The sequence below is a fragment of the Thermodesulfovibrio sp. Kuro-1 genome, from assembly GCF_006538445.1.
Lineage (GTDB): Bacteria > Nitrospirota > Thermodesulfovibrionia > Thermodesulfovibrionales > Thermodesulfovibrionaceae > Thermodesulfovibrio > Thermodesulfovibrio yellowstonii.
This window is the reverse complement of record NZ_BJKS01000006.1, coordinates 72,616-85,789: the sequence shown is the minus strand read 5'-3', so window position 1 is coordinate 85,789 and position 13,174 is coordinate 72,616. Positions and strand designations below refer to the sequence as shown.

Below are 13,174 nucleotides of genomic sequence, written 5' to 3'. Positions count from 1 at the left end.
GGCTACTGCATTACAAAATCTGTAAGATAAACATTTATAACTGTACCTTCACCAAGAATCTGATTCGCTCTTTGTTTTATCTCGTCTTTAAGAAGCAATTTACCCTCAGGAGTAATCAATTCGTCAGATGTTTTATTTGTTAAAAGAGTTATTATAGCATCCCTTATCTGTGGCGTTTTGTTTTTTGCCTGTTCAGCCAACTTTGCATCAGAAAGTTCAATCTGCACAGAAACTTTAAGATATTTAGTTCCACTTTGATCCATCAAATTTACAACAAACGGTTCAAGAGCAAAATTTATACCCTGAACTTCTTTTGAATCCTTCGTAGCAGAGCCTTTGCCATGTTCTGCACCTTTACCAGTTAGAAAAAAATAAGCTCCTCCTGCTCCAACTATTAAAACTATCGCAGCAATAATAATCAGTAATGGAAATTTAGTTTTTTTCTTAGGTTTTTCAGGTTGTTCCTTAGGCTGTAGTTCTTCCTCTTCTAACTTTGTAGCTTTTTCTTTTGCCATACTCCTTCCTCCTTTTATTCTTTTTAGGTCTATTTTTCAATTACCTCCAATTGTCATTCCGAGGCTGCGGAAGCAGCCGAGGAATCTCCTCCTTTTTTCTATTGCATCAAAGAGAGATTCCTCGCACCCATTAAGGGCGATTGGAATGACTGTTAGTAATTGAATACCCTCTTCTTTTCTAAATTAAAATATTTAGCATAGTTTATGCCAGATTTTGTAAATTATATAAAAGTCAATAGACAAAAGCTTTATAGAAGTTAAATTCTGTGCCAATTTTTTGACGATTTGAATTTTCTTTTTGACAGCATTATCTTAAAAACCATTTTTTTATTTCATCAAGAGAGATAAACTTTCTTACAGGTCTTCCATGAGGACAGTGTTCAGGATCAGAAGTTCTTTCAAGTTCCTGAAGTAAAGCCTTAATTTCAAAATGGTTAATTTTCTCATTTGCCCTTAAAGAGCTATGACATGCTATTGTTGCTGCAATTTTTCTTTTTATCTCAATAAAATCTGGTGTAGATGTTCCTTCTTTAAGTGTTAATGCGATATTTTCAATCATTCCTGCTATATCTATATATTTAATAATCTCAGGTAATGCTCTTATTACTATTGAATTTTCTCCAAAATCTTCAGCTTCAATGCCGAGTTCATTGAGTATGTGTAGATTTTCTTTTATTAAAACATAATCCTGCGGATTTAAGTTTATAACATGGGGAAAAGTAAGTTTTACAATTTGTTCACTCATTTTATTTAAAATCTTCTCAAAATTTACCCTCTCATGCGCTGCATGGAAGTCAAGAAAGACAATTCCATCCACCCTTTGAATCACAACAATTGCGTCACCAATACTGAAAAAGTGAAAAATTTCTTCTTTGTTAAAAATTGACTCTGTATAAAATGCAGAAATTTGAGATATTGAAGACAAATCTGCATTTACCTTCCACTGATTGGTCTCTTCTGCAATCATTGATGATTTAACTTGATATTCACTCATTCTAAAAATAAGCTGATGAATTATTTGGGGTTCACGAAATCTTACTTCTTTTTTTGCAGGATGAACATTAAAATCTACATCCTCTGGTGGAAGATTTATAAAAATAAAAAACTGAGGATGATTTTCATTGATATGAAAAGCTTTATATATAGTATTAACAATTGAAAAATCTTTTACAGGCCTGCGGTTTACAAAGATTAATTGTCTACCCTTGGATTTTCTCAGAAGTTCTTCTCCACCAAGAAATAACTCAATTTTATAGTTATCTTTTGAAATTGTTTTAAACTTAAGCTTCTCTGTAAATTCTAAACCAAAAACCTGTGATATTCTATCATATAAAGTTTTTACCTGAGGTATATTTAAAACTTCTTCTCTATCAATAAATAAAGAAAAGGAAATTTCTGGATAGGCAAGACAGTAATTCTGGACTGTTTCAATAATATGTGCTTTTTCAGTATAAGAAGATTTAAGGAACTTTCTTCTGACAGGTGTATTAAAAAAGAGATCTCTAATCTCTACTGTTGTTCCCTTAGTAACTACAGGCTTCTGCGATACTAAATTACCTCCCGTAAGATAAACCTCTGTACCTGTGTCTTCATCTTTATACTGGGTAATAATTTTGAGCTTGCTTACATTTGCTATTGAGTAAAGAGCTTCACCTCTGAATCCGAGAGAAGAGATTCTTTGAAGGTCCTTTCCATCTTTTATTTTACTCGTTGCATGTCTCTGAAAAGCCAATATAACATCATCCGATGGAATTCCTTCTCCATCATCTATTACTTTTATTTCAGCAATTCCAAATTCCTTTATATAAACAGATATAGAGTTCGCACCTGCGTCTATTGAGTTTTCAATCAGTTCTTTTACTACTGAGGCTGGTCTTTCTACAACCTCTCCTGCTGAAATTTTCCCGACAATAGTCTCAGGAAGTATTTTAATTCTATTCAATATACTCTACCACCACGGAGGATATCCATACTCAAACCACCAACCAGGAGAACCATACCAAAACCATATTGAAGGATGCCAGTAATAATTAGGATAGTATTTTGTTTTTTTCCACAGATACGTTGCCTGAGCCTCAATAACAGGAAAAATGTAAGGCATTGTATCAATCTTGCCCTCTTGCAGTCCTTTAAATCTCCCGGCAACTGTTAGTAGTCTTCCTTTTGAGTAAACAGCACAGTCAAGAAAATTTTTTGATTTTACAATAAATCTTCCCTCTGAAGCATCTGTCTCTTCTGGGTAACCTTCTCTATCAAGAGGTAAATGAAGAATCTCAAAAACTGTTCCATCCTGAGTATTGATACAATTTGTAATTCTTCCACCCCATAAAAGAGATATATCCTTGTATTTGTCAGGATTATCTTTAACGACTTTGAAAGGCACATCTTTTAATGAAGGAATATCCTGTAAAGGTTTAGGCAAAGTTGCACAGCTGAATACAAAAAACAATGAAATTACTAATATAAAAAATTTAACAGAAATAAAAAACTTCTGTAACATAGTTTATTATATCAATTGGATTACAAAGAATCAAAATTATGGAATTTACTTTGTTATTACCTCTTTAAATAGTCTGTAAGTTTTTTGGTATTCAGCATAAGCCTTTTTAAAAATTATAGGGAAGTTGTTCAAATCTTTAAGATTTATAATGAAATCTACGCCTTGAACAAATGCATAAAGCCTATCCATTGTTGCTATTGAATTACTTAGAGAAAATACAATAATCTCTCTTCTCCGATACATCGGAAAAGATAATATTTCCTTGATTATTTCACTGTATTCTTGCCCTATTATAATTAAAACTACGTCTTCAAGTCCGATCATCCCTAAAGCCTCTTCATTATTTGAAGGGCTAAGGCATTCAAAGCCTAATGACCTTAGATAATCAGATAAAGTTTGTTGGATTTCCTTATTGTTTTCGCATATAACAGCTTTTGGCATATTCCATCCTTTTATTTTTTATCATAATCTATATCAAGTTTTAATCCTTCAATATCTGTAGTCTTTTCTCCCCTTTGAGATTTGATTTTATCTATTTCCATAATAACCTTGGATCTTCTTGATGCAAATGCTATAGCTGTTTCTTCAGTTATTAAGCCTTCTTTATAGCATTTAAGAATTGACTGGTCAAAGGTATGCATTCCAGCAGCTTCTGAAGTCTCTATTATGTCATAAAAAGTTTTTTCAGCAGTTTCACCGTTTATAATTAATTCCCTCACTCTTAAAGTATTCCGCATTATTTCTGTTACAGCTACTCTTCCTTTGTCAATTCTTGGTAGAAGCCTCTGTCCTACAACCCATTTAAGTGTATCTGAAATCCTGAGCCTTATATAGGACTCATCATCAGGCGGAAACATTCCAACTATTCTTCCAATCGTCTGTCCTGCATCTGTGGTATGAAGTGTGCTCAGAACAAGATGTCCTGTTTCAGCTGCCATAATGGCTATTTCAAGCGTTTCCCTATCTCTTATTTCTCCAACAAGTATTACATGTGGAGCTTGTCTGAGTGCAGCACGAAGCCCGTCTGCAAAATTATGGAAGTCTACTCCAAGTTCCCTCTGATTAAATGTTGATTTTTTATGGGGGTGTACAAACTCAACAGGATCTTCAAGAGTTATTATATGAGATGCTCTTGTCTCATTAATGATATTTAAAATTGCCGCAAGCGTTGAAGATTTACCAGAACCTGTTGCTCCTGTAACTAAAACAAGTCCCATTCTTTCTTTTGCAATCTCTTTAATTATAGGAGGCAATCGCAGTTCTTCAACTGTAGGTATCTTCACAGGAAGCTTCCTCATAACAATTGAGTAACTTCCTCTCTGAGAAAAAATATTCACCCTAAATCTTGCTTTCTGTATAGCATAGCTTGTATCACAGTATCCATCTTTTATAAGATTTTCAATAAGTCTTTTTTGGTTATTCATCAGGATTAGAGCTATTCTTTCTGTATGAAAAGGAATAAGAGATTCAATCGGAACATTTTTCAATTGAACAGGTTTTAGTTCACCCCAATGAAGCACCTGAAAGGGTCTTCCAACTGTAAAAACAATATCTGATAATTCAGGACAGGTCTCACAAATTTTATCAAGAATATAATCAAATTCCTGTTTCCTCATGTAAGTCCTTCTTGAGGAACTTCTTTAAGAAATTTGACAAATTTCTGCTTGTCCGTTGCTCTTTCATAGGCATCCTCTGGTGCAATTTTGCCTTCCTGAAGAAGTTGCAATAAAGTATCATCCATTGTCTGCATGCCTATTTTTTTGCTTGTCTGCATAATTGAGAGTATTTGATGGGTTTTTCCCTCTCTTATAAGATTTGCAACAGCATAGGTGTTAATCAAAATCTCACATGCTGCAACTCTTCCCTTACCATCAGCCCTTTTTAAAAGTGTCTGAGCAACAACTGCTTGCAAAGACTCACTTAGAGATGTCCTTACCTGCGCCTGCTGTTCAGGTGGAAAAACATCAATAATTCTATCAACTGTTTTAATGGCTGATGAAGTATGAAGTGTACTGAATACAAGATGTCCTGTAGCAGCAGCTTCCAGAGCAAGCTGAATTGTCTCCATGTCTCTCATCTCACCAACCAAAACTATATCTGGGTCTTCTCTAAGAGCAGCTCTTAAGGCTTTCGCAAAGCTTTCTGTATGAGTTCCTACTTCTCTGTAAGAGATAACGCAGCCTTTATTCGGATGAACAAACTCTATGGGGTCTTCAATAGTTATTATTCTTTCTTTTCTGTTACTGTTTGCATAATCAATAATAGCAGCAAGGGTTGTTGATTTTCCTGAACCTGTAGGACCTGTAACAAGAACAATTCCCTTTTTAAGCATTGCGAACTTTTTTAATACAACTGGCAACCCAAGCTGATCAATTGTTTTTATTTCATTAGGAATGTGCCTGAATGCTGCGCCAATTCCTTCCTTATGCATAAAATAGTTAACACGAAAACGAGCAACACCAGGTATTTCATGAGCAAAATCAAGATCTCCTGTTTCTTCAAATATTTTGATTTTTTCCTCTGGTGTAATTTCATAAAGAAACTTCCTAAGTTCATCATTATCAAGAACTTTATACTGAACCCTGACAAGCTCTCCGTGAATTCTTAAAACTGGCTGACTTCCAGCAACAAGATGAAGATCACTTGCTTTGTTTTCAAGCATTAGTTTAAAAAAGGCATCTATCCGAGCCATGTAAAAATTATAGCATGATTTGAGGAAGAAGTGAACTCATGTTATACTAAAAAATTGTAAAATGACTATTGAGCTTATTATCTTTGACTTAGACGGTACACTTGTAGACTCCTGCAAGGATATAACTCAAGCATTGAACTATTGTTTTAAAAAAAGAGGAATTGAAGGCTTTTCACAAGAGGAAGTAAAAAAAATGGTTGGAGAAGGTGTTAATCGCCTTATAGAAAAAGCTTTACAACTAAGAAAACTTTCTCTGCCTGTTCAGGATTTAATTGAATGTTTCATAAACTATTACAAAAAACACATAGCAGATTTTTCCATAGTATATCCTAATGTGAGAGAAACCCTTGAGAAATTGCAAGGAATTAAAAAAGCGGTGATTTCCAATAAGCTCACTGAATTAAGCATTAAAACACTTAAAACTCTTGGACTTTTAGAATACTTTGATTTTATAGCTGGAAGTGACCTTTTTGCTGAAAGAAAACCCTCACCAGTTCCAATTATTGAAACAATAAAAAGGTTTAATACCTCTCCAGATAAAACAATAATTGTTGGAGACAGCGAGCTTGACATTAAGGCAGGGACATTAGCAGGAGTTAAAACAGTAGCTGTTACATACGGATATAGAGAAAAAGAACTTCTAAAGAATGCTGATTTTATAATTGATAAATTTAGTGATTTAATAACCATTGCCAGGACATTGTAATATGAGCTATTTTATTGTTTTTGCAGGGAAAGGTGGCGCTGGGAAAAGCACCCTTGCTGCATTAACAGTAAAATATCTGCTTAATAGAAACTCAAATCCTGTGCTTGTTGTAGACGCAGACCCTAACTTTTGCCTTCCTGAACTTTTAGCAGTCAAAGTTACAGAAACACTTGCATCAGTAAGGGATAATGCCTTGAAGGATAAACCTGAAGGCATGAGCCTTGATGAATGGCTGGAAATTCAGATAAATAGAATTGTTGAAGAAGCTAAAGGATTTGACCTTATTGTTATGGGAAGGCCTGAAGGTAGTGGATGTTATTGTGCAATTAATAATGTTTTAAAGAGAATTCTTCAGGAAATTGCAGAACAATACAGGTATATAGTTGTTGATAATGAAGCTGGAATGGAACATATAAGCAGAGGTATTGTAAATAAAATTGACCTTTTATTTATTGTAAGCACTCCTGCTAAAAGTAGCATTCAAGCTGCTCTGAGGATAAATGAGCTTACCAAAGAGCTCGGTATAACTCCAAAGAAGAAAGTCCTTATTATAAATATGGCTTTTAAAGAATTTGAGAATTCTGAAAAACAGGAACTTTTAAAACATTTTAATAAAATTCATTATGTTTTTTTTGATAAAGATTTTATGAAATTCAGTGAAACTGGCAGAAGCGTATTCAGCCTTTCTGAAGAAGAAGCTGTATGGAAAAACTTTAAAAAGATTTTGGAGGATGAAATTGAGTGAAAAATTTGACAAGCTTGTTGAAATAATGGAAATTCTACGCTCTGAAAAAGGTTGCCCCTGGGACAGAGTCCAAAATCATGACACTCTTAAAAGATATCTTCTTGAAGAAACATATGAACTTATAGAAGCAATTGAAAATAAAGATCCAAAATCTATAAAAGAAGAACTGGGAGATTTAATTCTTCAGATAGTTTTTCATAGTCAGATAGCAAAGGAACAGGGTAATTTTGATATAAACGATGTAATAGATTCAATTATTCAGAAAATGATAGGAAGGCATCCTCATGTATTTGGAGAGGCAGAGTTTAAAACTCCTGAAGAAGTTTTAAATCAGTGGGATGAAAGAAAAAAAGAAGAAGGTAAGCTTGGTAGTTCAATACTGGAAGGGATTCCTTTGGCACTTCCTTCATTGCTTAAAGCATACAAAATTCAGTCAAGGGTGGCAAAAGTTGGCTTTGATTGGGATAATGTTGATGGAGTGATTGATAAGATTAAAGAAGAACTCAAGGAAGTCCAAGAAGCTATTAAAATAGGTGAAAAAATAAAGATAGAAGAAGAAATAGGTGATTTACTTTTTAGTCTGGTAAATCTTGCCCGTTTTCTTAGGATTGATCCAGAAACTGCTCTAAGAAAAACTAATAGGAAATTCGAAAAAAGATTTAAAAGACTTGAAAAACTTGCTCAACAAAAAGGCAAAAGCCTGAAAGATATGACACTTAGTGAAATGGATAGCCTCTGGGAAGAGATAAAAAATTCTGAATAATTTTACTTGATGCCGCCTCAAGGTTTAAACAGTTACCGATATTGTCATTTTGCCATTCCTGATGCAGTTCCTGTAAAATTCCCACTTCCATAAACACCTGATGCCGCACCTTGCATATTAATAGAGCTATTATATGAACCACCTGATAGCTGTATAGGATACGCTGTATCATTAGCTATGGTTGCTGACCAGTTTCCACCTGACCAATATGTTGGAGTAAAATTAACAGAACCTGAAGCACCTGAGGTTGCATTAAGTGTTACAGATTGATTTAATGTTGGAGTTCCACTGTAAATTCCATTTATATCTGCCGTGGACCAGAGAAGTGGCTTTTGACCTGCTTGAGTTGAAAAGAAAATAACATTATTCATATTTACTGAGAGATTATTCCCTGAACCACTAAAACTTGCTCTGCCAACCTCAACTACTGGAATGTTCAGTTTTCTCAGTTTTTCCTGTTCTTCTGTAAAATTTGTTCCAGATGTATTGCATTTTCCACCAGGGCATGCCATACTTAAAAAATTCGCTGTTTCAAGAACTGTTCCTAATGTTACTGCCTGCCAGTATTTATTTGTTGGGTCAAATGTTCCTAATGTTTCACCCACAAATATTCCTGTTAAAAAAGGAGTTCCTGTTATATCTGCAAAATATCCATAGGTTTTACCATTAATTATATTCTGAACAGAATTTTCAGTCCCCCATAAATTTCCCTTTAACAGAGCACCAAAGGAACCTTGAAAACCTCCTTCAAAACTTCCAGTATATGTTATATCCCATAAACCTGTGGGGACAGTATTATATGTTCCGCCCATTCCAATCAATCCTGCTCCGAAGGTGTAATAATTCGTATTTGTATCCATGATTATGTAACCTTCCTGATTCTGTAATGTAATGCCATATGAATTTGTATCAATGCTCAGATTTGATACAACTGCTGGCGAAGGTGAAGAAGGAATTGAACCTGCTGCAAGGGTTACAGCTTTGACATTATTTTCGCCTTCAAGAAAAAATCTTTTTTCAAGACTCAAAACATTTGATGTTCCATCTGTTGAGAGATTCCCGATGAAAATTCCCTTATTCGTTGAATCATTATATATTCCTGCAACATACGTGCTGAAATTATAGGATGTATCTGTTTTCTGCCCAAATCTACCACCTATATAACCAGAATATCTTAATGATCCTGATGACCAGTTAGTTGGTGCATACCATAGATAAGATGAACCTGAATTGAAATCTATTTCATTACTTGAATCATTTATTTTGCCCATTGAATACAGGCTTCCCTGTTCCTTACTCCAGAAACTATCTCCGCCAAGATAAGAATTAATTCTTGCTCCTGTTACAGCAAAATTCTCTTTATAAATCTTGCTTGTATTTGCATCTGATACAATATTGCTTAAATGAGAAAGCTCAACAATAGGTTCATAACCTCCAATTACTATTCCAACCCATTTATTGCTGCCTAAATTGCCAAACATTTTACCTTCAATTATTCCATAATGAGTTGGAGTCATGAATCTGCCTTGAAAGGTTCCCTGAATTTTTCCTGATGAAACTGTTGCCTCTGAAACGCTTCCCAGCCAATAATCAGGCGTTGTATATGATGCATCCCTATTATCCCATGAATCTCCACTGAATTCAAGTTTAAGCCCTGTAGGTAGTGTTGCAGAGTGGGAACCACCAAGCTCTATCCCAAAAACTCCCCACGATTCTGGATTACTTCCTTTTTTAAGAGAAAGAGTAGCAGAACCAATAACACCATAAGATGTGTTACTTATATCCTGTTTAGATATTGTTGGAGTCCCGCTTCCACCTGTAAAATATCCCTGATAACTGCCCTGAATATAATCTGACCATGTAGACATGGTTGAATAACCAACTGTTTTCTTTTTGAATGTAAAGGCAGGCTCAATATCAATAAGATGTATTTCTTTGTATAAATTTTGATTTGTTCCATATGGTGAACCTTTAAGAATTCCTGCAGAGCCATCAGAACCTATGTATAATCCATAAATAGCATAATTTTGGGATGAATCCTCACCAATACCTCCTGCATAACCCTTTAGCTTTAAACTACTTCCAGAATTTTGCTGAAAATTACCCCATACCATAGATGTGTCCTGTGTAACATCAGGAATATAACCAATTCCATAATTTTCTGTTTTGTATGTTACTGTATCATTTATGCTTGATGGTAAAATCAGCTCTCCTGTTTTTCCAATAAGTATTGTAGACTGTCCGCCTCCTTGAACTTCATCTATTTTAGTGCCATCATAGTAATGATGATATCCCGTAAATTTAGCAGATAAACTAAGTTCCTTCACCTCTATCCAAGGTTCTGTAGTCACTGATTTTATCCCGCCAGATTCCATAGTAAGCGTGGAATCACCGCTTCCTGTAAAAAGATAAGTTGGTGTAAGCAGTCTGAAATAAGAAGAAGATGTCGGACCTTTTAATATCCAGTATCCTTCTGTAGCATTACCCCCTCCTGCTTTAAATGTAGAATTAAAAGAAACAGGGGATGAAGCTGTAAGCTTTGCTATACCTTTGTCAACTGTCAATGCTCCTGCGACATTTCCAGTCACTGAACTGTTTGCTGAGGTATCAGTTGCAATATTCCCCGAAAATGTGCTTGACTTTGGATAAACTATTGATGAAGACCACTCTTTGTTATTTCCGTAACTGTCTGTTGCTTTTATTTGAATCTCATAGGAACCATAAACATTGATTGAAAAATCAATGTTATTTTGAGCTGTTGTGTTTACATCCTTCCATTCATCCCAATCTGAAGTTTTAGTCCTATACCTAACAATAACTGGATTGTTTGCCTCTACTTTATATGTTATTTTCCACTCCCCAGAATTTGGGGCTTCAATGCTGTAAAGCATAAAATTAACGCTCAAACTTTCTGTAATTTTTGTTGTTTCAGTAATTGGAGGAGTTGTCTCCTTTGTTGAAAGTCTTGGTTCAGAAGAAGTCTCTGGATAAAAATTAACAGCAGTAGGCTCTTCTGGATTTCTCAGAGGATATTCTGATACAAAAGGCTTTTCTATGTTTCCTTCTCTCTCAACTTTGCTTGGTGTTATATCTTTCTGTTCACTTTGTATTTCCTTAGAAGTCAAAGGTTTTGGCAGTTCTGGTGGAAGTTTCTCTCTTATAACTGTTGCCTGACCTGCTCCTACCTCAACAACTCTTTCAGGTATATGGAGATTATAACAGTAAACTTTTCCAGTTAAGACTGTTACTGTTGAATAGGTAGGATAGTGAGCAACCACATAATTTGTTCCTCTTACTCCTGCAACTGCTATTGGTGTTTTTATCTCAAATCTGTTAGCCTTTGGGAATGCCTTTATCTTCTCAACACTTTCCTTTGCTACAAAAGCTCCTGCCTTCCCTCTGGGAATATTAAGAGTGACTCTGAAACTATGAGCATCTGCAAAATATTCACTAATGTCAATTCTGCTACGAGGAGCAATCTTTACAACCGTTCCGTCCCTGAATGTGAGTTCTGCCCTTGAATCAGTTTTTGTTCTTATTATGTCATTTAAATAAACAGGCTCATTTATTTTTACCATAACAGCAGGAGGCTTACCCCCTCTTAAAATATCAACCTTCCCCTCTAATGCTGTGATTTTACCTACTTCCTGAGCTAAGGCATTGCTTAAGAATAAAAAACTGATAAAGGCTATTAAAATTAAAATTTTAAGCCTCAGCATCTTAAGCCTCCTTAAAAGCTAAAACTCAGCTCTACACTGTAAATGTTTCTCTTATAATCATAAATTGGAAAGTTTGAGTCAGCCCTTAAGTGATAGTAGCTGAGATTAGTCCTCAAGGTTTTTGAAATCTCAAAGATAACTCCTGCTGTTAATGAATATATTTGGTCTCTTCTTTTTTCAGCGGTTTCCGGGAAACCCTTAACTCCTCTCCCTGTGTATGTATTTATGTTTCTGTAGTTCTGCCATGTGTGGTCTCCTGAAATCTGGAGGATGAGTTTTTCAGTAATGGGACATACAACTCCAGCAGATAATCTATGAGACAAGGAGTCCCAGTTGATTCCCTGAGTATCATCAATCATATATTCATATTTTGAATAAAAAACTCCTTTCTCCTTAAAGGGATAAAAATATCCTGCTGAAATACTGTATTGGTTACTATCCCTGTCTTCATTAGGATCAGCATCTACTATATACTTAAGCATCTCCCTTTTACCATATCCCGCTGAAAACTGGAAAATATGTCCAGCAGCAATCTGAAGGCTCACTGTAGGGGTGAGTGAAAAAAGTGACATATATTCCCTCTCATTAAGCCACATATGAAAGTAACTCAGGGGAAGTGTTATAAATCCCTTTCCAAGATTTATACCGGGAGTAAATGTAATTGTGCTCATGGTTGTGTCAAACTTATAGGAAGAAAAATAGTTTTTTGTATAAATGCCAAAGTCTCCTATAATAAATAAGTTTCCTGATAGCAAGGGTTTCCAACTGAGCTTCATATTTGCCACCTGTGCAGAGTCTCTTTTTCCTGAAATCTCATCAACTGCTGAGACTCCAATCAGAGTTGTTGGTTTTGATACCACGTTGTCATCATACTGATATCCCAGAGACAAATAAATGCTCCACTCCTTGATGGCTGTTTTAAGGGCAGCAAGATAATCAGAGGCAAACTCTGCAATATCTGTTTGGGGCTCAATCTTTATCAATCCTTCAAGAGTTTTCATAGCCTCCTTAATCTTCCTTTCAGCAGAGTAGGTGAGTGCTATCTGAAGGTCTGATACCTGAGTCAGAGCAGAATCAATGGATTTTGCTCTTTCAAAGGCTTTTCTTGCCTCCTCAAACCTGCCCATCTTTGAAAAAACAAGACCCTTTAAAAATAGAATCTTTGAAGGCATTATAAACTGTTTTTCAGCTTCTGTGAGCCATTGCATTGCTTCCTTCAGTTCTCCAAGATGGTATAAAACTTCAGCTAATTCAAGATATGCATCATTTATTCTTGGTATGTCTGTCAAAGAGTTGTAAAAATATTTTTTTGCACTTCTGTAATCCCCTATTTGCTTGTATGTAAGCCCAAGATAAAAACTTGCAAGTGTTGAAGGCTGTGTTCTGTAAATTTTTTTAAATATCTCAAGAGCTTCTTCATAATTTTCCTGCCTGTATTGTTCAATCCCCTTTTGAAATAAATCTTCTGCATATAGTGAAACAGGAATAAATATCAAGAATAATATTAAGAGAGCATTTATGAGGGTTTGATTAA

At 35.1% G+C, this 13,174-nt stretch carries 11 protein-coding genes; 3 read left to right on the top strand and 8 right to left on the bottom strand.

What is annotated here, in order from left to right:
• Positions 1–2 precede the first annotated feature (2 nt).
• From fliL to FLY87_RS08820, 6 genes are all read right to left on the bottom strand, one after another.
• Positions 3–515: a flagellar basal body-associated protein FliL gene (gene fliL, locus FLY87_RS08845; protein ID WP_012546721.1), complete on the bottom strand. Its 513-nt coding sequence runs from the start codon at positions 513–515 to the stop codon at positions 3–5.
• 307 nt (positions 516–822) lie between these two features.
• Entirely contained in the window at positions 823–2,457 is a 1,635-nt protein-coding gene (gene mutL / locus FLY87_RS08840; protein WP_141266978.1) for a DNA mismatch repair endonuclease MutL, read from the bottom strand.
• A 6-nt stretch (positions 2,458–2,463) separates the two neighbouring features.
• A complete protein-coding gene (locus FLY87_RS08835) occupies positions 2,464–3,015 on the bottom strand; it encodes a Slp family lipoprotein (protein ID WP_012545495.1) in 552 nt (183 codons plus the stop codon).
• A gap of 45 nt (positions 3,016–3,060) precedes the next feature.
• On the bottom strand, positions 3,061–3,456 hold the full coding sequence (locus FLY87_RS08830) for a response regulator transcription factor (RefSeq protein WP_012546370.1): 396 nt from the start codon (positions 3,454–3,456) through the stop codon (positions 3,061–3,063).
• Positions 3,457–3,467: 11 nt separating this feature from the next.
• Positions 3,468–4,631 (bottom strand): type IV pilus twitching motility protein PilT, encoded by a 1,164-nt coding sequence (locus FLY87_RS08825; protein WP_012545245.1) that lies wholly within the window; start codon positions 4,629–4,631, stop codon positions 3,468–3,470.
• Positions 4,628–5,707: a type IV pilus twitching motility protein PilT gene (locus FLY87_RS08820; protein ID WP_012546105.1), complete on the bottom strand. Its 1,080-nt coding sequence runs from the start codon at positions 5,705–5,707 to the stop codon at positions 4,628–4,630. The genes FLY87_RS08825 and FLY87_RS08820 overlap by 4 nt, the downstream gene beginning before the upstream one ends.
• A 61-nt stretch (positions 5,708–5,768) precedes the next feature.
• Between FLY87_RS08820 and FLY87_RS08815 the strand changes: the two genes are divergently transcribed.
• Genes FLY87_RS08815 through mazG form a run of 3 tightly spaced genes read left to right on the top strand, consistent with a single transcriptional unit; the run spans position 5,769 to position 7,921 of the window.
• Positions 5,769–6,413, top strand: a complete 645-nt coding sequence (locus FLY87_RS08815) for an HAD family hydrolase (protein ID WP_141266976.1) — start codon at positions 5,769–5,771, stop codon at positions 6,411–6,413.
• A 1-nt stretch (position 6,414) separates the two neighbouring features.
• Positions 6,415–7,158, top strand: a complete 744-nt coding sequence (locus FLY87_RS08810; protein ID WP_012546853.1) for a carbon monoxide dehydrogenase accessory protein CooC — start codon at positions 6,415–6,417, stop codon at positions 7,156–7,158.
• Positions 7,145–7,921 carry a nucleoside triphosphate pyrophosphohydrolase gene (gene mazG / locus FLY87_RS08805; RefSeq protein WP_164924877.1) on the top strand — a complete coding sequence of 259 codons (777 nt, stop codon included), beginning with the start codon at positions 7,145–7,147 and terminating at the stop codon, positions 7,919–7,921. Before FLY87_RS08810 ends, mazG begins: the two co-directional genes overlap by 14 nt.
• Before the next feature lie 44 nt (positions 7,922–7,965).
• Here mazG and FLY87_RS08800 read toward each other — a convergent pair whose 3' ends face one another.
• Positions 7,966–11,640 carry a FecR family protein gene (locus tag FLY87_RS08800; protein WP_141266974.1) on the bottom strand — a complete coding sequence of 1,225 codons (3,675 nt, stop codon included), beginning with the start codon at positions 11,638–11,640 and terminating at the stop codon, positions 7,966–7,968.
• An 11-nt stretch (positions 11,641–11,651) separates the two neighbouring features.
• Positions 11,652–13,136: a tetratricopeptide repeat protein gene (locus FLY87_RS08795; RefSeq protein WP_181406023.1), complete on the bottom strand. Its 1,485-nt coding sequence runs from the start codon at positions 13,134–13,136 to the stop codon at positions 11,652–11,654.
• Positions 13,137–13,174 lie beyond the last annotated feature (38 nt).

Excerpts from the sequence above, each read along its gene's own strand:
- FLY87_RS08830 (WP_012546370.1), bottom strand. The coding sequence starts at position 3,456 with ATGCCAAAAGCTGTTATATGCGAAAACAATAAGGAAATCCAACAAACT.
- FLY87_RS08810 (WP_012546853.1), top strand. The coding sequence starts at position 6,415 with ATGAGCTATTTTATTGTTTTTGCAGGGAAAGGTGGCGCTGGGAAAAGC.
- FLY87_RS08820 (WP_012546105.1), bottom strand. The coding sequence starts at position 5,707 with ATGGCTCGGATAGATGCCTTTTTTAAACTAATGCTTGAAAACAAAGCA.
- FLY87_RS08835 (WP_012545495.1), bottom strand. The coding sequence starts at position 3,015 with ATGTTACAGAAGTTTTTTATTTCTGTTAAATTTTTTATATTAGTAATT.
- fliL (WP_012546721.1), bottom strand. The coding sequence starts at position 515 with ATGGCAAAAGAAAAAGCTACAAAGTTAGAAGAGGAAGAACTACAGCCT.
- FLY87_RS08825 (WP_012545245.1), bottom strand. The coding sequence starts at position 4,631 with ATGAGGAAACAGGAATTTGATTATATTCTTGATAAAATTTGTGAGACC.
- FLY87_RS08800 (WP_141266974.1), bottom strand. The coding sequence starts at position 11,640 with ATGCTGAGGCTTAAAATTTTAATTTTAATAGCCTTTATCAGTTTTTTA.
- FLY87_RS08815 (WP_141266976.1), top strand. The coding sequence starts at position 5,769 with ATGACTATTGAGCTTATTATCTTTGACTTAGACGGTACACTTGTAGAC.
- mazG (WP_164924877.1), top strand. The coding sequence starts at position 7,145 with ATGAAATTGAGTGAAAAATTTGACAAGCTTGTTGAAATAATGGAAATT.